The 23,276-nt window shown below is 34.2% G+C and carries 18 protein-coding genes; 14 read left to right on the top strand and 4 right to left on the bottom strand.

Going from position 1 to position 23,276, the window contains the following annotated elements:
* Positions 1–25: 25 nt before the first annotated feature.
* The 10 genes from DYE31_RS05780 to ccpA all read left to right on the top strand — a co-directional run bounded on the left by DYE31_RS05780 (position 26) and on the right by ccpA (position 12,693).
* Entirely contained in the window at positions 26–1,102 is a 1,077-nt protein-coding gene (locus DYE31_RS05780) for a M42 family metallopeptidase (RefSeq protein ID WP_015900596.1), read from the top strand.
* Positions 1,103–1,123: 21 nt separating this feature from the next.
* Positions 1,124–1,432 carry a thioredoxin family protein gene (locus DYE31_RS05785; protein WP_015900595.1) on the top strand — a complete coding sequence of 103 codons (309 nt, stop codon included), beginning with the start codon at positions 1,124–1,126 and terminating at the stop codon, positions 1,430–1,432.
* Between the two features lie 95 nt (positions 1,433–1,527).
* The gene (locus DYE31_RS05790; protein WP_015900594.1) at positions 1,528–2,406 is read left to right on the top strand and encodes a DUF1444 domain-containing protein; all 879 of its coding nucleotides are present in this window, start codon (positions 1,528–1,530) and stop codon (positions 2,404–2,406) included.
* 15 nt (positions 2,407–2,421) lie between these two features.
* Positions 2,422–3,021 carry a YtpR family tRNA-binding protein gene (ytpR, locus tag DYE31_RS05795; RefSeq protein ID WP_015900593.1) on the top strand — a complete coding sequence of 200 codons (600 nt, stop codon included), beginning with the start codon at positions 2,422–2,424 and terminating at the stop codon, positions 3,019–3,021.
* A 25-nt stretch (positions 3,022–3,046) separates the two neighbouring features.
* Positions 3,047–6,715, top strand: coding sequence for a DNA translocase FtsK (locus tag DYE31_RS05800; RefSeq protein ID WP_015900592.1), 3,669 nt, complete (start codon positions 3,047–3,049; stop codon positions 6,713–6,715).
* Between the two features lie 18 nt (positions 6,716–6,733).
* Positions 6,734–8,047 carry a UDP-N-acetylmuramate--L-alanine ligase gene (gene murC / locus DYE31_RS05805; protein ID WP_015900591.1) on the top strand — a complete coding sequence of 438 codons (1,314 nt, stop codon included), beginning with the start codon at positions 6,734–6,736 and terminating at the stop codon, positions 8,045–8,047.
* A 70-nt stretch (positions 8,048–8,117) separates the two neighbouring features.
* A complete protein-coding gene (locus DYE31_RS05810) occupies positions 8,118–8,558 on the top strand; it encodes a DUF948 domain-containing protein (protein ID WP_015900590.1) in 441 nt (146 codons plus the stop codon).
* Positions 8,559–8,694: 136 nt separating this feature from the next.
* A complete protein-coding gene (locus DYE31_RS05815) occupies positions 8,695–10,071 on the top strand; it encodes a hypothetical protein (RefSeq protein ID WP_015900589.1) in 1,377 nt (458 codons plus the stop codon).
* A gap of 259 nt (positions 10,072–10,330) precedes the next feature.
* A complete protein-coding gene (locus tag DYE31_RS05820; RefSeq protein ID WP_015900588.1) occupies positions 10,331–11,419 on the top strand; it encodes a bifunctional 3-deoxy-7-phosphoheptulonate synthase/chorismate mutase in 1,089 nt (362 codons plus the stop codon).
* Between the two features lie 284 nt (positions 11,420–11,703).
* Positions 11,704–12,693: a catabolite control protein A gene (gene ccpA / locus DYE31_RS05825; RefSeq protein ID WP_015900586.1), complete on the top strand. Its 990-nt coding sequence runs from the start codon at positions 11,704–11,706 to the stop codon at positions 12,691–12,693.
* A 74-nt stretch (positions 12,694–12,767) separates the two neighbouring features.
* Here the strand turns inward: ccpA and DYE31_RS05830 are convergent, their stop codons facing one another.
* On the bottom strand, positions 12,768–13,922 hold the full coding sequence (locus tag DYE31_RS05830) for an acetoin utilization protein AcuC (protein ID WP_046099175.1): 1,155 nt from the start codon (positions 13,920–13,922) through the stop codon (positions 12,768–12,770).
* 12 nt (positions 13,923–13,934) lie between these two features.
* Positions 13,935–14,567, bottom strand: coding sequence for a GNAT family N-acetyltransferase (locus tag DYE31_RS05835; protein ID WP_015900584.1), 633 nt, complete (start codon positions 14,565–14,567; stop codon positions 13,935–13,937).
* 231 nt (positions 14,568–14,798) lie between these two features.
* Here DYE31_RS05835 and acsA point away from each other — a divergent pair, with 231 nt between their 5' ends.
* A complete protein-coding gene (gene acsA / locus DYE31_RS05840; RefSeq protein WP_046099176.1) occupies positions 14,799–16,511 on the top strand; it encodes an acetate--CoA ligase in 1,713 nt (570 codons plus the stop codon).
* Between the two features lie 393 nt (positions 16,512–16,904).
* Positions 16,905–18,572, top strand: a complete 1,668-nt coding sequence (locus tag DYE31_RS05845) for a formate--tetrahydrofolate ligase (RefSeq protein ID WP_115314371.1) — start codon at positions 16,905–16,907, stop codon at positions 18,570–18,572.
* Positions 18,573–18,628: 56 nt separating this feature from the next.
* On the opposite strand, the gene DYE31_RS05850 is transcribed toward DYE31_RS05845, so the two are convergent.
* A complete protein-coding gene (locus tag DYE31_RS05850) occupies positions 18,629–19,534 on the bottom strand; it encodes a biosynthetic peptidoglycan transglycosylase (RefSeq protein ID WP_015900581.1) in 906 nt (301 codons plus the stop codon).
* Between the two features lie 374 nt (positions 19,535–19,908).
* On the opposite strand from DYE31_RS05850, the gene tyrS reads away from it, so the two are divergent.
* Entirely contained in the window at positions 19,909–21,171 is a 1,263-nt protein-coding gene (gene tyrS, locus DYE31_RS05855; protein WP_015900580.1) for a tyrosine--tRNA ligase, read from the top strand.
* 69 nt (positions 21,172–21,240) lie between these two features.
* Here tyrS and DYE31_RS05860 read toward each other — a convergent pair whose 3' ends face one another.
* Positions 21,241–22,431, bottom strand: a complete 1,191-nt coding sequence (locus tag DYE31_RS05860; protein WP_015900579.1) for a S1C family serine protease — start codon at positions 22,429–22,431, stop codon at positions 21,241–21,243.
* 204 nt (positions 22,432–22,635) lie between these two features.
* Here DYE31_RS05860 and DYE31_RS05865 point away from each other — a divergent pair, with 204 nt between their 5' ends.
* Positions 22,636–23,244, top strand: coding sequence for a lysophospholipid acyltransferase family protein (locus DYE31_RS05865; RefSeq protein WP_015900578.1), 609 nt, complete (start codon positions 22,636–22,638; stop codon positions 23,242–23,244).
* The last annotated feature ends 32 nt before the right edge of the window (positions 23,245–23,276 follow it).

Raw genomic sequence — 23,276 nt, forward strand, 5'->3', positions numbered from 1 at the left:
TGAATAAATAAGGAGGGTCCTTAATATGGACTTAACAAAAAAAGAAACATTAAAACAAATGAAAATATTAACTGAATTCCACAGTGCACCTGGATTCGAAAATGATTTGAAAGACTACATAAAAAGTGAGATGGAGCCTTACGCTGACGATTTCGTTTATAACAAAATGGGCGGGTTTTACGCAGTTAAACGATCAGAAAATCCGAATGCTAAAAAAGTGATGATAGCTGCACATATGGACGAGGTCGGCTTTATGATTACGCATATAACAGATAATGGAATGATTCAATTCACCAATTTAGGTGGTGTTGCAGCTGATATTTGGCAAGGTCAAAGATTAAAAGTTAAGAATCGTAATAATGAAATCATAACTGGTGTCGTTGCAAGTATCCCAAAACATTTCAGATCTGGTAATGAAGGCTTGCCTGAAATCAAAGATTTAATGTTAGATATCGGTAGTGAATCAGCAAATGAGGTTAGAGAACGCGGTATTGAAATAGGTGATTCAATTGTCCCTGATACCGAATTTATTCAACTATCTGAAAATCGCTATGCAGGAAAAGCGTGGGATAATCGTTATGGTTGTTTATTGGCAATAGAAATTTTAAAATTATTTAAAGATATACAATTAGACGTTGATTTATATGTCGGTGCTAATGTACAAGAAGAAGTAGGATTGCGCGGCGCACGTGCAGCTGCAGAACAAATTGACCCTGATATTGCTTTTGTTGTGGATTGTTCACCAGCAAATGATATGAAAGGTGCACAGCAATTGTCAGGTCAATTAGGCGGAGGCACACTAATTCGTATCAAAGATGGCACAATGATTTTGAAACCATCATTTAGAGATTATCTGCTTCAATTATGTGATAAACAAAATATTAATCACCAATATTATATTTCACCAGGCGGCACTGATGGCGGTGAAATTCATAAAGCTAATAGTGGTATACCTACAGCTGTAATTGGGGTATGTGCGAGATATATTCATAGTTCTGATTCAGTGTTTGATATTCGTGACTACTATGCAGCACGACAATTATTATTTGAATCAGTCAAATCACTAGATAATCAACAAATTGAACGATTACAATATTCTTAAACCAAGAAAGAAGAGAAAAAAATGAAAACATTAGAATCTGTTGAACAATTTGAAGAATTAAAACAAGGTAAAACTGTATTTATGTTTACGGCTGATTGGTGTGTAGATTGTCGATTTATTAAACCAAGACTACCTGAATTAGAAGAAAATCATAAAGATTTTACATTTGTATCAGTCGATAGAGATAAATTCATCGATTTATGTGTCGACCTTGGAATTATGGGAATCCCAAGTTTTCTAGTATATGAAAATGGCGAACAAGTAGGTAGTTATGTAAGTAAAGATCGCAAAACAATTGAACAAATCGATGAATTTATAAATAATATTTAAATCAAAATACCCTTAGGAAATTACGCATTTTTTCTGTTCCTAAGGGTATTTTTACGGTAAACTATATAAAGGTATGTAATTAGGAGTGTTAAAATATGAATGTCTTTCAAATGAGAGATAAATTAAAAGAACGTTTAAAACATTTAAATGTGAATTTTTCATTTAATCGTGATGAAGATACGTTGCGCATTGCAAGGAAAGATAACGGTAAAGGCGTAACAATTAGATTAACACCGATTGTTGCCAAATATAATGATAAAAAAGAAACAATTGTTGATGAAATCGTTTATTATGTTACAGAAACGATTGAACAAATGAGCGAGCAAGCTCAAAATGAAATTCAAAATTTGAAAATTATGCCTGTTATGCGTGCAGCAAGTTTTGAAAAAGAAACAAAAGAAGGGCATAAATTTGTTATAGATGAACATACAGCTGAAACTAATATCTATTACGCTTTAGATTTAGGAAAATCATATCGTCTAATCGATGAAAGTATGTTGAAACAATTGAATGCTACTGCACAACAAGTGAAAGAAATGGCATTATTTAATGTTCGTAAGCTTGATACCTCATATAAAACAGATGAAGTTAAAGGTAATATCTTTTACTTTATCAATACAAATGATGGTTACGATGCGAGCAGAATATTAAATACACCGTTGCTTAACCAATTTGAAGAAAAAGCTGAAGGTGAGATGCTTGTTGCAATACCTCATCAAGATGTATTGATTATTGCAGATATTCGTAATAAAACAGGTTATGATGTGATGGCACATCTTACGATGGAATTCTTCACTAATGGACTAGTTCCAATCACTTCCTTGTCATTTGCATATGATAAAGGTCATTTTGAACCTATCTTTATCTTAGCTAAAAATAATAAAGCTAAAAAAGACAGCAGTCCTAATGTAGTGCAAGAATTAAGTGCTGTTAAAGACAATAAAAACAACAAAAATAATAAAAACAACAAATAGTAAGGAGATATAACAATGAATTTATTTTATAATAAAAATGGTGTCGGAGACGTCGCATTTTTACAATTAGATCCTGCTCAAGGAGAGTTTGAATACAAACAATACGGCGATGTAGTTCGTATTACACAAGAAAACGATGTAGTTGGCTACAATATTTTTAACGCCTCAAATCATTTATCTTTAGATGGTAATGGGCATATTAAATTAACACCTGAACTGGTTGATCAATTACAACAAACACTCAAAGATGCTGGTATTGAAGATAAATTAGATTCAGATTTATCACCTAAATTTGTAGTAGGATATGTTGAAACAAAAGAAAAACATCCAAATGCAGATAAATTAAGCATTTTAAAAGTAAATGTAGGCAATGAGGAATTACAAATTGTTTGCGGCGCACCTAATGTTGAAGCAGGACAAAAGGTTGTTGTAGCTAAAGTAGGTGCTGTTATGCCTAGTGGCATGGTTATCAAAGATGCAGAGTTAAGAGGCATAGCATCAAGCGGCATGGTATGCTCAATGAAAGAGTTAGATTTACCAAATGCTCCAAAAGAAAAAGGGATTATGGTCTTATCTGACGAGTATCAAGTTGGACAACCATTTTTTGAAGAATAATTAAATTTTGGAAGGAAGTGAATTTATGAGCTGGTTCGATAAACTATTTAGTGATGAAGATGACGAAGAAGTATACCAACGAAAATATAGTCAACGTCGACAAAAATTAGAAGAAAAAGAACGTCATCGTCAATCATTGCTTCCTGAAAATAATGATATTTATAATCGTCCGAAAGGCAACTTTCGTTTTCCTCTGCATGTTGATAATCCTGAAAATAGCGAAGATGAAGCATATGCATCTTATACGGATACACAAGCTTCACATGCTGAGGAAAGATCCCAAGAAGCAAATTTTCAACAGGATAATCGACGTCATAGAAGACGCCGGAATTTTGAAGAAAACAGCAATTCAGAACAAAGTGATTTCAGATCGTCTAGAAGTTCACGCTCACGTTATAGCCAGAAACAACATAATAATGCAAATGAACCATCACACACATCAAATAAAAGACGCGTTCAAAATTATACTTCCACGTATGACACAAAAGATGTGTATTACAGAAGTGGTGAATTCAGAGCTGAAGAAGTACCTTCTGCAATATTCGGTACTAAAAAACGCCATCCTTTGGAAAATGATGTAATCAAAAGTGACGGCACATTTAAAAAAGAAGAAGAAACCCAAAAACATGAGCGTATTCCGACAGATCCTTTAAATGGTGCAAGAAGTTATGAAAAAACAGAAGACAAAAAATCATCTGACCATCAAAATGATGAGACAGCTGCAACATCTTCAAAATCAAAAGAAGAACTTCAGCATACAATGAAAGAAACACCGAATTATTCTAAAGCAGATAATACAATTAACATTAATAATATTTATGCTTCTCAAATTGTCGAGGAAATCAGACGTGAAAGGGAACGCAAATTCTTAAAACGTAAAAAGTTCAAAGAAGCTTTACAGCAAAAGCGTGAACAAGAAGATACTGATTCAATTCAAAAAGCAATTGATGATATGTATGCTAAACAAGCCAAACAATATGTAGAAGATTCAGTGTTCCATGAAAATGATTCTGCTGCTGAAAATACCAAGCAAGACCAAGAAGATTTCAAGGATCCTTCAGAGACATCTATAGGTGATGAAGCAAAAACAATTGTTTCCGAAGAGGAACATGATTTAAATTCAGATTTTGACTATGAAGAAATCAATTTAGATGACGTTCAACAGGTTCAATCTATAGATGATAAGGATGTAGAAATTATAAATGATGATAACGAAGCTCAAAACGAAATTAAATCTGATGAGTTTGAAAATAAGATTGATTCAGAAGCATCTTCGAAATCAACCGAAGCAGCACAACCATTAAAAAATGAGGAACATGAAATTACTGAAGCGCAATATACCGAGATGGATGATGCTCCAGCTGAAAAAACAGAAGAACTTGACAGTAAAACAGAAACAAGTTCTCAATTAACTGAAGATGTGCCTGTAGCAACATCAGAGTATGATAAACATCTAGAAGTTCAAGAACCTACTTCAATAAATGAACCTTCATTAAAACCAGACAACCAATCGAAAGAAGAGGTTAAAACTCAGTCTAGTCTTCAAAACACAGAAGATAAAAGTGTTAAATCTCAGGAAGGTTCTAAATCATTAGAACCAGAATTGAAACCTTCTTATACAAAAGAAGCACCAGTCGATAAAACAGCGCATCCAAATGAACAAAAATCTGAAACTGAATCATTAGAACCGCGACTTACACCTGAGCAGCCATCAAACAACAAAGATGAAGCGGAAAAAGAAGAAGAAGAAAAACAAGAGGATATCTCAGATACTGAAACATTAGAAGAATCAATTTCTGAAGATGAAGAAACGCAAAATGAAATTGATACCCATGATAAGCAAGAAAACAATGAAAATGAAGTAGAAGACAAAAGTAAACAGAGCGCTGATTCTGAAATTAAACGACCTCTACGTAAAGGTGCTAAACCATTTAATGTAATGATGACACCTTCAGATAAAAGAAGAATGCAAAGAGCAAACAAAAATAACAACGCATCCACATTAAGACCTGATATTAAAAAAGAATCAGAATCAACAAGAGAAAATAAACCAGAACAAGAACAGGTTCAGGATGCAGATGTTGAAAAACTTCAAGGAGAGCAACGAAATAATGTTCCTGAAAATAATGTGAAGCAGGAAGAAGCGGGTCATATTACAGAAAGTATGAATCAATTGCGTGCTGAACAAAACACTGCAGCGGAGATGCCTCAGACTGAACTAACAGAACAAAAACAAGAGACGAGTTCAGAAGACAATATTAAATCAACTAAACCTGTTGCACATGAAGGTATTCGAAAAGGACCTAATTTAAAACTGCCAAGTGTAGAGTTGCTTGATGATCCAGAAATCCATGAGATAGATGAGGAATGGATTGAAGAGAAAAAACAAGAACTTAATGATGCTTTCTATTACTTCAATGTTCCAGCAGAAGTTAAAAATGTAACAGAAGGTCCAAGTGTCACTCGTTTTGAACTATCAGTAGAAAAGGGCGTTAAAGTCTCACGTATCACTGCATTACAAGACGATTTAAAAATGGCATTAGCAGCTAAAGATATTAGAATTGAAGCTCCAATTCCTGGTACAAGTTTAGTAGGTATAGAAGTGCCAAATGTTTCACCTACTAAAGTTAATTTACGATCCATTATAGAAAGCGCTAAATTTAAAAATGCTGAATCTAAATTAACAGTAGCTATGGGTAATAGAATTAATAATGAACCATTATTAATGGATATTGCTAAAACACCACATGCGCTCATTGCGGGTGCTACGGGTTCAGGTAAGTCCGTTGCAATCAACAGTATGCTGCTTTCTTTACTTTATAAAAACCATCCTGAAGAACTTAAGTTGCTTCTAATAGACCCTAAAATGGTTGAATTGGCACCTTATAATGGATTGCCTCATTTAGTGTCACCAGTTATTACAGATGTAAAAGCAGCTACTCAAAGTTTAAAATGGGCTGTAGATGAGATGGAAAAGCGTTATAAATTATTTGCACAATACCATGTACGTAATATTACAGCATTTAATAAAAAAGCATCGTATGAGCAGCGCTTACCGAAAATTGTTATCGTCATCGATGAATTAGCAGATTTAATGATGATGGCTCCTCAAGAAGTTGAACAATCTATTGCAAGAATTGCTCAAAAAGCACGTGCATGCGGTATTCATATGCTTGTTGCAACACAAAGACCGTCTGTAAATGTAATTACTGGATTAATCAAAGCAAATATTCCAACACGTATTGCATTTATGGTATCATCTAGTGTGGATTCAAGAACGATACTTGATAGTGGCGGTGCTGAACGGTTATTAGGATATGGCGATATGTTGTATCTTGGTAATGGTATGAATAAACCGATTCGTGTTCAAGGCAGTTTTGTTTCAGACGATGAAATTGATGCTGTTGTTGACTTTATCAAAGAACAGCGTCAACCAGAGTACTTGTTTGAAGAAAAAGAATTATTAAAACAAACGAAAGCCCAATCAAAAGATGATTTGTTTGATGAAGTATGCAGATTTATGGTGGCAGAAGACCATATATCTACATCATTAATCCAACGACATTTCCAAATTGGATATAACAGGGCAGCAAGAATTGTTGACCAATTAGAAGAATTGGGATATATTTCAGGCTCCAATGGTTCAAAACCAAGAGAAGTTTATTTAACTTCAGCTGAAATAAATGAGGAATAAGAAAGAAGGAGTGTTAATATGACACACTATCATTTTGTCGGAATTAAAGGTTCTGGGATGAGTTCTTTGGCTCAAATAATGCATGATTTGGGTCATGAAGTTCAAGGTTCCGACATAGACCAATATGTGTTTACAGAAAAAGCATTAAGAAATAAAGGAATTAAAATATTACCTTTCAATCCTGATAATATTGAAAAGGGCATGACAATTATTCAAGGGAATGCCTTTTCAGATACACATGAAGAAATTGTACGTGCACATGAGTTAGACTTGGAAGTTATTGATTACCCAACATTTTTAGGGCATGTAATTGAGCAATATATTTCAATTGCAGTAACTGGCGCTCATGGTAAAACATCTACAACTGGTCTGTTATCTCATGTTATGAATGGAGATAAAAGAACTTCTTTCTTAATTGGTGATGGTACTGGCTTAGGTATTCCACAAAGTGAATTTTTTGCATTTGAAGCTTGTGAATATAGACGTCACTTTTTAAGTTATCACCCTGACTATGCAATAATGACAAACATTGATTTTGATCATCCTGATTATTTTAAAGATGTGGATGATGTTACAAATGCCTTCCAAGAAATGGCATATAATGTCAAAAAAGGAATTGTTGCATGGGGTAAAGACGAACACTTACGTAAAATTAAAGCGGATGTTCCAATTTATTATTATGGATTAGAAAAAAATGAAGATATTTATGCTGATAATATTCAAATTACAGAGCATGGAACACAGTTTGATGTTTATATCGATGGTAAATATTTTGATCAATTCTTATCTCCGCAATATGGTGACCATAATATTTTAAATACGTTAGCGGTTATTATGGTTTGTCACTTAGAAGGACTTGATATTGAGAATATCAAAGAAGCATTAGAGACATTTGGAGGGGTAAAAAGACGCTTCAATGAAACAAAGTTACATAATCAAGTATTAGTTGATGATTATGCCCACCATCCACGTGAAATTAATGCTACAATTGAGACAGCAAGGAAAAAATATCCGAACAAAGAAGTAATTGCTGTTTTCCAACCTCATACTTTTTCAAGAACGAAAGCATTCTTGGAAGAGTTTGCTGAGAGCTTGAGCAAAGCAGATCGAGTATTCTTGTGTGATATCTTTGGATCAATCAGAGAACACGATGGTAGTTTAACTATTCAAGATTTAATTGATCGTATTCCAGGTGCTCAGCTAATCGGTGAAAACAATGTAAATATATTAAATGAATTTGATAATGCGGTTATTTTATTTATGGGTGCAGGAGACATTCAAAAAATCGAACGCGCTTATATGGAAAATAATGGCGTGACAAATGAATTTTAATATGTTTATACTATTTTTGCTTTGGGTATTTTAAAAAAATAAGACATAAGCTATTTAGGAGGCGTTTTTAATGGACTGGATTTTACCTGTAGCAGGTCTAATTGCAGCACTAGCATTTTTAGTTTTAGTAATCGGAATTGTGCTAGTCTTAGTATCTGTTAAGAAGAATTTAGACTATGTTGCTAAAACTCTTGACGGAATTGAAGGACAAGTACAAGGGATTACTCGTGAATCAACAGACTTACTTCACAAAGCTAACCGCTTAACTGAAGATATTCAAGATAAAGTGGACCGCTTAAATTCTGTAGTTGATGGAGTAAAAGGAATCGGTGATTCTATCCAAGATTTAGATGGATCAGTGGACCGAGTAACAAACTCAATTGCACATAATATTTCTCAAAATGAAGACAAAATTTCACAAGTCATCCAATGGTCTAATGTTGCTATGGAAATTGCTGATAAATGGCAATATAGAAAGCAACAAAGAGAAAGTGCAAACTACAGAGGCTAAATGGTATAATGTAGTTCGATTGAACTGTATACCTCATCTGTAGGCTCAAACATAATCAATTATAGTACTTACAAATTGCACTTAAATGAGGTTGATTCAACTTTGTTTAAGTGCTTTTATTTATAGGAGGCAAAACATGAGAAAGAAAAATGATGAAGCTAAATTAGAAATCTATGAAGTTGAAGCCATGGCTGACACAGTACGCAAAGATTTCGTATCTGGATTTATTGCAGGCGCTTTTATCGGATCAGCAGTAGGGTTCATTTTAAATCAAGTTAAAAAACGTAAACAACAAGAAAAACAATTTGAAGAAAAATTTGAACAAGATAAACCATCTATGAAAGAAAAAGTAAGTGCACAAACTGATGCTTTAAAAGCGAACGCACAAGACCAACTTCAAGGTATGAAAGATGTAGCGCAACAAATTAGAAATGAAGTTGCACAAAAATTAAAAGATGACGAACAAGAATATGATGTTGAAACATTACGAGCTGAAAAACAAGCAATCAGAAATGAAGCTGCTAGTCATGACTTAGCAGATGTTTCTCCGAAAGCGCAAGAGGAAGTTTCTGGTGATAGCAATGCTTCAACTGATTCAAAAGATGATGTTTCTGCAACACTTGAATTCACAGCTTCAGGAAATGCAAAAGCAGCAAAAGAAAAAGCTAAATTGATTGAAAATGATAATACTGTAGCTGCAAAAGTAAGTGAACTATTTAAAGAAGCGCCTGTTAAATCAAGTGCTTTTGCAACGGTTCCTGTTCTTGTAACAGTTACAAAAGCAGTAGCTGAATCAGATAAAAAAGCAGATACTAAAACAACAAAACCTGAAAAATCTAAATCAGCATCAAAAGCAGCACCTAAACCAGCAGAGAAACGTACAAATCAAACACATGAAAAAGCATCAATGGACAAGGGCGTTATTACACATGATAAAGCAACTGCAAATCATGCAACTGAAGGTAAAAATGTCGCTGGTCATACAGTAGTAATTGCTAAAAAAGATGATGATTCAGCAGTAAAAGTAGCTGCCAAAGAAGAAGGTCAACCTGAAGAAAAAGTTAATACAACTAAAGTAGATAGCGGTTCAAACAAAAAAGCGGCTGCTCAAAAAGAAACAACAGCTAAGAAAGAAGAACCTACAGCAAAAGTAGAATCAAAAACAGTGAATAATACTACTACAACTAAAACAGAAACTAGTAAAACAACAGACACTCCTAAAAAGACAGCAGCAACAACTACTAAACAAGCTAAAGCGTCATCATCTAAAGATGCTACAAAAACAACGACTAAAACTACAAGAAAGCCTGCTGCTAAAGGAAGTAAAACAACAACACAAAAAACAACAACAAAAACTAAATCACAAGGTCAAAATAATTCACAAAAATCATCAGCTAAGAACAAAACTACTGGATCAGCTAATAAAGCACAATCAACAACTAAACAAACAACAAATCAACCTAAAGGTGAAGCAACTAAGAAAAAAATTGAAAAGAAAACATTCAATGATTAAGAGCGATGATTATAAATCAGCCTTGCAAAGGCAAGGCTGATTTATTTTTATTATATTAAGGTGGATATAAAGAGAAAAACATAGTATCATGACTTTATAATTATGTGAAAATTGTAAATTGTTTAAAATGTGAGATTATTTGGCTGTAAAGGTTGAAATTTAATGAACTTACTGCTACAATACATGTTAAATTCAATTTTTTACCGCTTTAAAGTGTAATAAGTTGGATGCAAAATAATTACATAGAGGTGACCAGGTAATGAATAAGTTGGAACAGTACAGAAATGAAATCGAAGACATTAATGAGCAAATTTTAGATCTTCTTGTAAAACGTGGAAAACTTGCACAAAAAATTGGAGAAGAAAAACGTAAGCAGGGTACTAAAGTATATGATCCTGAACGTGAAAAAGTAATGTTAAATGCATTAATTGAGAAAAATAATGGTCCATTTAATGACAATGTAATTAAACAATTATTCAAAGAAATTTTTAAAGCATCCATAGATTTACAAAAAGCAGATCACGAAAAACACTTAATTGTATCAAGAAAGTTAAAACCTGAAGATACAATTGTGAAATTTGAAAATGGCGGCGTAATTGGAGATGGTAATAAATCATTTATCTTCGGTCCTTGTTCAGTAGAATCACAAGAACAAGTAGACAAAGTTGCTGCTGATTTACAAAATAAAGGTTTGAAATTCATTCGTGGCGGTGCTTTCAAACCACGTACATCACCATATGATTTCCAAGGATTAGGATTGGAAGGGTTGAAAATCCTCAAAAATGTGAAAGATAAATACGGTTTGAATGTAGTCAGTGAAATTGTAACACCTGCTGATTTAGAATTAGCAGATGATTACTTAGATGTATTCCAAATCGGTGCGCGTAACATGCAAAACTTTGAATTATTAAAAGAAGCAGGACGTACAAATAAACCTATTTTGTTAAAAAGAGGGATGTCAGCAACTATTGAAGAATTTATCTTTGCTGCAGAATACATTGCTTCTCAAGGTAATAGCAATATCATCTTATGTGAACGCGGTATCAGAACATATGAAAAAGCAACAAGAAATACTCTAGATATTTCTGCAGTACCTATTTTAAAACAAGGTACTCATTTACCGGTAATGGTTGATGTTACACACAGTACTGGAAGAAAAGACATAATGTTACCGACTGCAAAAGCAGCTTTAGCTGTTGGAGCAGATGGTGTAATGGCAGAAGTGCATCCAGATCCAGCGGTAGCGCTTAGTGATAGCGGCCAACAAATGGATTTAGAACAGTTTGATAAATTCTATAATGAGTTGAAACCATTAGCAGATATGTATGATAACAATCAATTACGCTAAAAATTGTTTTAAAATCAGTTGATTTGTATTATATAACTCCTTCCAAAAATAATTGCTGATATGCAGGAATTTTGGGAGGGGTTTATTTCTGTGTAAATTTTTACTTCAAAATTAAAGTATTGAAAAAATATATTTGGAATTCATTTATTAATTTCGTTTTTTTGACAAATAGGTGACAAAGAGATTATATTAATTTAAGTCTGAAAGAATTTGTGGTAAACTTTGAAAATGCTATAAAAACTTACTATAATAGTATTTGAACCGCTTACAGAAAGGATGATAACATGACCGTAACGATATACGATGTTGCAAGAGAAGCCCGAGTATCAATGGCAACAGTTTCTCGCGTAGTAAATGGCAACCAAAATGTAAAACCTGAAACGAGAGATAAAGTTAACGAAGTCATTAAAAAGTTAAACTACAGACCCAACGCGGTCGCTAGAGGCTTAGCAAGCAAGAAAACAACAACAGTAGGGGTAATTATACCAGATATTTCAAATGTCTATTATTCACAGCTCGCACGTGGGTTGGAAGATATTGCAACAATGTATAAATATCATTCAATCATTTCTAATTCTGATAATGATCCAGAAAAAGCAAAAGAGATATTTAATAATCTACTTAGTAAACAAGTAGATGGTATCATCTTCTTAGGTGGTACGTTGGATGATGAATTAGAAAAACTTATTGAAACATCATCAGTGCCTGTTGTAGTATCAGGTACAAGCGATGATGATCATAGTATTGCTTCAGTTAATATTGACTATAAACAAGCAGCAAAAGAAGTCACTGAACATTTAATTGAGACAGGTGCAAAACAATTCGCATTTGTAGGTGGAAATAATTCTGAAAAAGCAGAGGCAGATGTTTTAGAAGGATTACAAGAAGTTCTGCAACAACATCAATTATCTTTAGATGATAATTTGAAATTCACTGGCAAAGAGACATACAAAGATGGATTGAATGCATTTGAGACAATTTCACAATTTAAACCTGATGCTATTCTTTCTATTAGTGATGAACAAGCAATTGGTATCGTACACGCTGCTTTAGATGCTGATGTAAAAATCCCAGAAAATCTGCAAGTTGTGAGTTTTAATAATACACGACTCGTTGAAATGGTTCGTCCGCAATTATCAAGTGTTATCCAGCCATTATACGACATAGGAGCAGTTGGTATGCGTTTATTAACGAAGTATATGAATAATGAAGACATTACGGAATCTAATGTTATCTTACCTTATAGAATAGAATATCGTGGTACAACGCGATAATGCTTATATAAATATTAAAGCACTTGAAATCGACACATTTAATAATGGCGATATTCCAAGTGCTTTTTTAATTGTTAAAACCAGCTTGCTACTTGATTAGCATGTTTTAAATTTTTTGCTGAAATCTCTGCAGTTCTAGGAATCTCCATATAGTCTAAACGTTTATCATCCCACGTTGTTGGTAAATCAAGAGGGGAGTAATGTTGCCACTTTTCAACCCATTCTTTTGGCAAATCACCATGCTGGATAGGTTGATCCATTAAACTTAAAAACACATGACTCCATGCTCTTGGTACAACACGCCAAATATTATAACCGCCGCCGCCAAACATCATAACTTTTCCATTTGTATAAGTATCTGCAAGAGATTTAATATAGTATGGTACTTCATAAAGTGCATCTAAAGTACAATTCATGTGTGTCAGCGGATCTAAATAATGGATATCGACTCCATGTACACTTAAAAGAATATCAGGTTGATATGATTTAACGACAGGTGTCACTGTTTTTTTAAAACATTCTACAAAAGAGGCGTCTTCTGTATAAGGCTCAAGTGGCACATTTACAGAATAACTAAACCCTTGTTCTTTACCTCGTTCTGTATAATGGCCTGACCCTGGAAATAAAAATTTTCCGGTTTCATGTATTGAGTAATTGAGAATATCATTATCAGTATAAAAACTCCATTGCACGCCATCCCCATGATGTGCATCTGTATCTATGACCATTACGCGTAAACCATATTTTTTGGAGAGATACTTTGCAGTAATAGCTACATCGTTATATATACAAAATCCATTTGCTCTACCTGGTAAAGCATGATGTAATCCTCCGCCTAAATGACAGCCATTTTGTAATTCATCATTCACAATCATATCAGCAAGTTTCAACGCACCCCCAACAATGCGTGCACTATGCTGATGCATATGTTTGAATTGTGAAGTGTCTTCATCAGCTAAACCGTATTTTTTAGCTTCAGAAGGACTTAATATCCCATGAGAAGCATGCTTAATCGCATTAACATAGTCATAGGAGTGAATTAGTGTCAATTCGTCATCTGTAGCAATACGCGGTGTTATAATTTGGTCTGGTGTTAATAAACCAGCATCGATTAATAATTCCGTAGTTAGTTTCAGTCTCATCTGGTTAAAAGGATGATCATTACTAAACCGATATTGCATAAGTTGATTGGAATAGACATACCCCGTTTGTTTGTTTTTTTGACTCATAAAATCTCCCCTTTAGTAGAAAAATCGGTTCATAAAACGTACATCATCGAAAGCTTTTATCTGATCTAAACTAATACGCGAACCGATTCTTGCCATCAAACAATTAGCTGGGTGACCTGTAATTTCAGGATCATCCGTAGCAAAAATCTCTAATCCTCCTTGTGCCATTAGATTTTGCATTAATTTTTTATATTCATAAACGTCTAGTTTTGAATTTTTCAAGTCCCAATGCCAATAATACTCAGTTGTTAAAATAATATAGTCTTCAAACTCATCTTCACTTAAACTTTGTTTAATTAATTCACTGCCAAGTCCAGTACCACGATAAGGAAGTGCTACCTCAATGGCTCCGAGTTCAACTAAGTAGGGTAAATTACCCGTAGACCAACGCTCAAGAGGGTCTGGATAATGATAAGTAACATAACCTACAATCTTATTATCTTTGCGCAATACGTAGATACGACCTTCAGGTAATTCACTAATTTCTTGAATCGCTTCAAATTGTTCAATAGGCTTCCTGAAAGCATCAAGACCATCATCGTAACTCATAGTTTCAAGTTTTTCTCGCGGTACTGGACCTTCAATGACATATTGTTGACCATCGCGTGTATATTCTTGCTTTACATATGTTTTGATATGTTCCATATATCGCCACTTCCTTTTAAATATTAAAAACACAAATAGACGATTACATTCTCTTTGATTTACTTAAAGCTTAACTATTCATTCTATCTTCGTGTATTTATTACTATTATAATGTTTTTTACACGCAATTAACACAAAAATCAGAATTATCATAATTATATTTTGAATGTTGGCTTATGTTTTTGTATAATAGCCATATGAAAACGATTTCAAACGAAGGGGGCAATTCAAATGAAAGTCGATGTATACAAAGGGGGAGAAGGTAATTTTAACCTTCAAGATTACGAAGAAACATACAAGAACTTTGATTGGAAAGAGGTAGAAAAAGCATTTTCTTGGTACGATACTGGAAAAGTCAATATGGCTTATGAATGTATCGACCGTCATGTAGATGATGGTAAAGGCGATAAAACTGCATTGAATTATAAAGATGCTGAACGTCAGGAAAGTTATACATTTAAGGAAATGCAAGAATACTCAAATAAAGCAGCCAATGTTTTGAAAGATAAAGCAAATGTAGAAAAAGGTGACCGTGTATTTATCTTTATGCCAAGAACACCTGAATTATACTTTGCATTATTTGGTATCTTAAAAATTGGTGCAATTGTTGGACCATTGTTTGAAGCATTTATGGAAAAAGCAGTGGCAGATCGTTTGGAAAATAGCGATGCTAAAGTTATTGTAACAACAAAAGACTTATTAGATCGTATTCCGCAAGACAAACTGCCTAATTTAGAAACAATCGTTGTTGTAGATGATGACGAAGTTGATGATAAATATGTAGATTTCAAAAAAGATCTTAAAGAGGCTAGTGATCAATTTGATATTGAATGGCTAGATAGAGAAGATGGTTTGATTCTTCACTATACTTCAGGCTCTACTGGACAACCTAAAGGCGTATTACATGTACAAGACGCTATGATTTTACAATATATCTCAGGTAAATATGTATTAGATTTACAAGAAGATGATATTTATTGGTGTACTGCCGATCCGGGTTGGGTTACAGGAACATCATACGGTATTTTTGCGCCATGGTTGAATGGCGTAACAAACTGTATTGCTGGAGGCAGATTCTCTCCAGAAGCTTGGTATGGCATGATTGAAGAATTCAAAGTAACTGTTTGGTATACAGCGCCTACAGCATTACGAATGTTGATGAGTGCCGGTGACGATGTTGTTAAGAAATACGACTTATCTTCATTACGTGAAGTTTTATCTGTAGGTGAACCGCTTAACCCAGAAGTTATTAAATGGGCAAAAGAAGTACTTGGTCACACTGTATTAGATACTTGGTGGATGACTGAAACGGGCGGTCATATGATTGTGAATTATCCTTCTATGGATGTCAAACTTGGCTCAATGGGTAAACCATTACCAGGAATTGAAGCTGCTATTGTTGATGACCAAGGTAACGAATTACCGCCAAACCGCATGGGTAATTTGGCGATTAAAAAAGGTTGGCCGTCAATGATGCGTAAAATTTGGAAAAACCCTGAAAAATATGATTCTTACTTCATCGGTGACTGGTATGTTTCAGGAGATTCAGCATATCAAGATGAAGATGGTTATTTCTGGTTCCAAGGACGTGTTGATGATGTAATTATGACTGCAGGTGAACGTGTAGGACCGTTCGAAGTGGAATCTAAATTAGTAGAACACCCTGCAGTATCAGAAGCTGGGGTTATCGGGAAACCTGACCCAGTACGCGGTGAAATCATCAAAGCATTTGTGGCATTAAACCCAGGTTATGAACCAGATGATGAATTAAAAGAAGATATTCGACAATTTGTTAAAACTGGATTATCTGGACATGCTGCGCCTAGAGAAATTGAATTTAAAGATAAACTTCCAAAAACACGTTCAGGTAAAATTATGAGACGTGTACTTAAAGCTTGGGAATTAGATTTACCAGAAGGCGATTTAAGTACAATGGAAGATTAAATAGTCATTACCAACTTTTAAGGGATAGGCTTTAAGCTTATCTCTTTTTTGAATGCGCTAATTCCAAGAAAGCGCTTGCATTTATTGCCATAAAAATACAATAAAATTATTATAGAGTATTTTGAATGGAACTTTTACATTAAAAGAAAGAAAGCTAAAAAAATAATTGATGAATATGTTCGACAATAAATATATAATTCGTTATTATTGAACATGTAAAAGCTTTTCCTACAGTTGAAACATTGCCTGTTAGCGAGATTTCATTTGAATCAGTGAATTCTAACGCAACGGCTTTGTTATTGAGGGAAAAGGCGGTTGTGTTATTTATTAAAACCGTTCAACAGACAGTTGTCGATACTGTAACTTTATTACTTTAGTAAGGGGCTGAATGAATTGACTCATTTATCAGATTTAGACATAGCAAACCAAGCTACGATTAAACCAATTTCAGAAATTGCTGAAAAGATTGGTATTCCTGAAGATGCTTTAGAACAATATGGTCATTACAAAGCAAAAATAGACATCAATAAGCTGGATGACAAAGGAGATAGGGGTAAAGTCGTACTTGTTACTGCAATGAGCCCGACACCAGCAGGTGAAGGTAAATCTACAGTAACAGTTGGTTTGGCCGATGCTTTCCATGAATTAGGAGAAAATGTCATGATGGCACTCCGTGAACCTGCTTTAGGTCCGGTATTCGGTATTAAAGGTGGCGCAACAGGCGGCGGTTACGCTCAAGTTTTGCCTATGGAAGATATTAACTTGCACTTTAATGGGGACTTCCATGCAATTACAACAGCAAATAATGCTTTAGCTGCATTTATTGATAACCATATCCACCAAGGTAATGAACTCGGTATTGATCAACGTCGTATTGAATGGAAACGTGTACTTGATATGAACGACCGTGAATTAAGAAAAGTAGTTGTCGGACTTGGCGGTCCTACACAAGGTGTACCAAGAGAAGATGGCTTCAATATTACGGTAGCATCAGAAATTATGGCAATTCTTTGCTTAAGTACTGGATTAAAAGATTTGAAAGCAAGTATTGCAAATATCACTATTGGTTACACACGTGACCGTAAACCAGTGACAGTTGCAGATTTAAAAGTTGAGGGCGCGCTTGCTATGATCTTAAAAGATGCTATTAAACCTAACTTGGTACAATCAATCGAAGGTACTCCAGCATTAATTCATGGCGGACCATTTGCAAACATTGCACATGGATGTAACTCAATTATCGCAACTGAAACAGCACGTAAACTTGCTGATATTGTGGTAACAGAAGCAGGTTTCGGTTCAGATTTAGGTGCTGAAAAATTCATGAATATCAAAGCGCGTAAAGCAGGATTTGAGCCAAGTGCTGCTGTTGTTGTAGCGACAATTCGTGCTTTAAAAATGCACGGCGGTGTAGCAAAAGACGACTTGAAAGAAGAAAATGTTCAAGCTGTCAGAGATGGCTTAGCTAACTTAGAACGTCATATCGAAAACATTCGTTCATTCGGTGTTGAACCAGTTGTCGCATTAAACGCATTTGTTTCAGATACTGAAGCTGAAGAACAAGTCGTTGAAGATTGGGCTAAAGAACATGGCGTACGTATCGCTTTAACAGAAGTGTGGGAAAAAGGCGGTAAAGGCGGCGTTGAATTAGCGAAACAAGTACAAGAAGTATTGAATGAAAAACATGATTTCAAACATACTTATGATTTAGATTTACCAATCGAAGAAAAAATTGAGAAAGTTGTTACTAATATTTATGGCGGTAATAAAGTGACATTTACAAGTGGAGCTTTAAAACAACTAAAACAAATTAAAGAAAACGGTTGGGATAATTATCCGGTATGTATGGCTAAAACACAATATTCATTTACTGATGACAAAGATCGTTTAGGTGCACCAGATGACTTTGAAATTACAATCAGAGAATTGCAACCTAAAACAGGCGCAGGTTTCATTGTTGCATTAACTGGTGCAATTATGACAATGCCTGGTTTACCTAAAAAACCAGCTGCACTTAATATGGATGTCACTGAAGATGGACATGCTAAAGGTTTATTCTAATTAAAATAAACTAAGACCCTGATTGAAAGTGGAATTACATTTGTAATCCGCTTTTATCAGGGTCTTTTTGTCATTAAATGCGTTTTTATATCAAATTTCTCTGCTTGATGAAATTCTTTGTCGCTGATTTCTCCTTCTACTTTCATACGCCATAATACGTAATGTTGTCTTTTTAAACTGATTTGTAAATCAGTATCTTTTTTTAATGTACCATCTTCGTTATAAGGTGTATATGTGTAGGGACTTTGAACCAGTCCAATAAGATAAGCAGCTTCTGGTAAATTCACATCACTCGGTGGTTTGCCGAAAAGGCTGTATGAAGCGGATGAAATACCTGTAATATTATCTCCATTATAATCTCGACCGAAAGGCACGATGTTTAAATAGATATACATAATTTCTTCTTTTGACATAATACGTTCGAGCTTCATTGCTAATACAATTTCGTTAGCTTTGCGATTGTAAGTTTTTTCGTTATTCAAGACTTGATTTTTAATCACTTGCTGTGTAATTGTGCTGCCGCCTGAAGATGCTTCTGTGTTGAAGATATCTTGAAATATAGCTCGCAATAATGCTTTAGGTAAAATGCCATCGTGCTTATAATATAGTGAATCCTCAGACGCAACCAAAGCTTTAGGAATCACAGCATTGACGCTTTTAGGACCTACAAGTAATGGATTTAATGAATCATCATATTGCTTTAAGAAATCTTTTTGCTTATAGTTAATTTGTTCATCACCTGGAACACGTAGAACGTGAGCACGTAATTGTGCATTTGTTATATTTTCAGAGTTTGCTGTCATACTCATGAAAAAGCCTAATAATAAGCCGGCTGATAAACTAATAACAAGCAAGATGATGACAAATATAGTCACAAAGAAATATTTTATTCTCTTATACCAAAGTTCAAACAATTTGAGAGCTTTGGTAGTATCAGAATGGCTAGGTTGTGGTGTGCTCATGATTGACCTCCAATATTAAAGTTAGTATATCATAATCCAATTGAAGTTGACTTTTAATAAGCTGTTACTTATACTTGAATTAAAATTATATGTTTTGGATAAGGAAAAGTAACTGATTTAGCTGTTTTCAGAGAGTTAGTGGGTGCTGTGAACTAACAATAGCGAATGAGCGAATACACCTGGTGCCTTATGATTCATAAGTATCCGACGTTTGATTTAATGAACGTATCATTAAGTAGAGAAACCTTAAGTATGGTGGTACCGTGCATGTTATGCGCCCTTACAGTAATTGAACTGTAAGGGTTTTTTATTTTTCAAAAATCCAAAAGATATAAATTATTATTAGCGATCAAAAAAAGAGGAGGCAACAATTCATGACAAATGAATTATTAAAAGACTTAGAATGGCGCGGTCTTATTTATCAACAAACAGATGCTGAAGGCTTAGAAAATATTTTAAATAAAGAACAAGTTACTTTGTATTGCGGTGTAGATCCAACTGCAGACAGTATGCATATCGGTCATTTATTACCATTATTAACTTTACGTCGTTTTCAAAATCATGGGCATAAACCGATTGTATTGATCGGTGGCGGTACAGGTATGATTGGAGATCCATCAGGTAAAACAGATGAACGTGTTTTACAAACAGAAGAACAAGTAGAACAAAATGTTCGTGGTATCGGTAATCAAATGGATAAAATATTTGATTTCTCTGGTAAAGAAGCAGCTCAATTAGTGAATAACAGAGATTGGTTAGGTAAAATTTCTTTAATCGATTTCTTAAGAGATTATGGTAAACATGTTGGTGTAAATTACATGTTAGGCAAAGATTCAGTACAATCTCGTTTAGAAAATGGTATTTCATATACTGAATTTACTTATATGATTTTACAAGCTATCGATTTTGGTCATTTAAACCGCGAATACAATTGTAAAGTGCAAATCGGTGGTTCTGACCAATGGGGCAATATTACAAGTGGTATTGAATTAATGCGTCGTATGTATGGTCAAACTGAGGCATATGGTATTACGATTCCTTTAGTTACAAAAGCGGATGGTAAAAAATTCGGTAAATCAGAAGCTGGTACAGTTTGGTTAGATGCTGAAAAAACAAGTCCTTATGAGTTATACCAATTTTGGATTAATACAACAGATGCAGATGTTATTAAATTCTTGAAATACTTTACTTTCTTAGATAAAGAAGAGATAGAACGTCTTGAACAATCTAAAGAAGAAGCTCCGCATTTACGTGAAGCTCAAAAAGCATTGGCTGAAAATGTAGTACGTTTCATTCATGGCGAAGGTGCACTTAATGATGCAATCCGTATTTCAGAAGCGTTGTTCAGCGGTGATTTGAAAGCATTGAGCAGCGATGAATTACGTGAAGGTTTTAAAGATGTACCACAAGCAGAAGTCAGCAATGCAACGACTAATATTGTAGACTTTATTGTTGAAGCGGGTATTTCTTCTTCTAAAAGACAAGCGAGAGAAGATGTATCAAATGGTGCAATTTACATTAATGGCGAACGTGAGCAAGATTTGAAATATGAAATTTCTGAAGCTGATAAGATTGATAATGAATTTACAATTGTAAGACGCGGTAAGAAAAAATACTTTATGGTTAAGTATAAATAACTGAAAAACAAAAGGGGCTCTGGATTCTGATTTTTATATCAGGTTATCCAGAGCCTTTTTAATACCATATTATTTTTTACCAAGTGTTACAGTAACTTCTTTTTCTTTACCATCACGTATAATAGTGAGTTTCATTGTATCGCCCGGCTTTTTATTTGCATATAGGTATGAGCGTAAAGCTGCATCATCTTTGATTGCTTTGCCGTCAGCTTTAATGATAATATCACCTTTTTTAATAGCATCTTGATGGGAAACTTTTGCAACATAAACACCATCAGTACGATCAGTGTGCAAGTCGTTTTTATAGCGGTCTGGTATATCGCTTAAATTAATTAAGCCTAAACCAATTGATGGTCTTTCAACTTTGCCGTGTTTGACAAGTTGTTCAATTGTTATTTTCACTTCATTACTTGGGATAGCAAAACCGATACCTTCTACTTGATCACTAGAAATTTTCATAGAGTTGATACCAACTAAGTCGCCATTGATATTGACTAATGCGCCACCTGAGTTACCAGGATTGATTGCTGCATCTGTTTGTAATACATTAACTTTATTTGTTCCATCAGCAGTCTGAGTATCAATTGTACGTTCATTAGCAGAGATGATACCTGATGTAACAGTGTTTGCAAACTCTAATCCAAGAGGATTACCAATTGCAAATACACTATCGCCAGTTTTAACTTTTGAAGAATCAGCAAAAGATATTGCTTTAGTACCAGGTGCATTATCAATTTTAAGTACAGCAATATCTGTTAAAGCATCTTTTCCTATAAGACGCGCTTTAACTTGTTTAGAGTCATGAAGCTGTACTTTAATTTCACTTGCACCGTCTACTACATGATTATTTGTCACAATATAAGCGTCATTTCCAGATTTTTGGTAGATAACACCTGAACCGATTCCGACTTCCTGTGATTTGCCAGCACTGCCATTAAAGAAATCTTCTAGGCTCTGAGCCTTTTGCATATTAATTACACCAACTATAGATGGTGAAACATCATTCAGCATTTGGTTAACCGTTTTATATTTATCGCTTTTACCATCTAAGACATTTCCGCCTTTACTTTGTGAGGATTCATTAACTTGAGATCCTTTGTTTGCTTGATCGGTTATAATGCTGCCAATTTTAAATGCGCCAAGTACTAAAAGTGCACCGATAATACCAGAAAGTAAGGCAATTAAAACAACACGGAACCATGGGAATTTTTTTCTGGGTGGTGGGGTGTTCTCATTATTTTGATTATAATAATCTGTCATTTTATACCTCCGTTTATTATTCTTATTTATATTATCTAATGATTTAAAGTCTATTTCCAGTATTTTGATAATAATTTAAACGAATTAGTGTATTTTCATTTAATAAAACTAGGAAAGAAAGGAAAGGTTTATAAATTATCTTGTTGTCCTGAAGGCATAATGATAAAATTTGAGTAGCAAACATTCAATATAGTAGGTGACAAAATGTACAAATTTATCAGCAGCATTCTGTATTGGTTATTAGTCAAAAAGTGTAAATCACTCAAAGTTCATGGGAAAAAGAATGTACCGCAATTACATCGTTATGTGGTGACTTGTAATCATGAAAGTTATAATGAAGTGATTATGCTAGGAATGGCTTTATACCCAAATCAAATTCATTACATGGCTAAAAAAGAACTTTTTAACAATAAATTTTTTGGTAGTTTTTTGAAGTCTCTTAATGCTTTTCCAGTAGATCGTGAAAATCCAGGACCAAGCACAATTAAAACACCAGTTAATTTACTGAAAAAGAACAAAACAATTGGTATGTTTCCTGCTGGTCATAGAACAACAGAAGAAACACCTTTAAAACGCGGTGCTGCAACGATTGCAATGCTAGCTAAAGTACCGATTGTTCCAGCAGCATATGTAGGCCCGGATAAAATTATGGGATTGATTACAGGTAAAGCACATATCAAATTTGGTGAACCGATTGATACAGCAAATTTACCAGAGCATTTGAAAAAGCGTAATGAAAAAGTTGATTATATTACGCAAGAAGTAACAAAAAGAACTAGAGAATTACAAAAAGAATTAAATGAATTATTGTAATACGTAATTGAGATAGTGTTTTTGTATGATGT

Origin of the sequence: Staphylococcus carnosus (assembly GCF_900458435.1) — a bacterium.
In the GTDB taxonomy this organism is placed as follows: Bacteria; Bacillota; Bacilli; order Staphylococcales; family Staphylococcaceae; genus Staphylococcus; species Staphylococcus carnosus.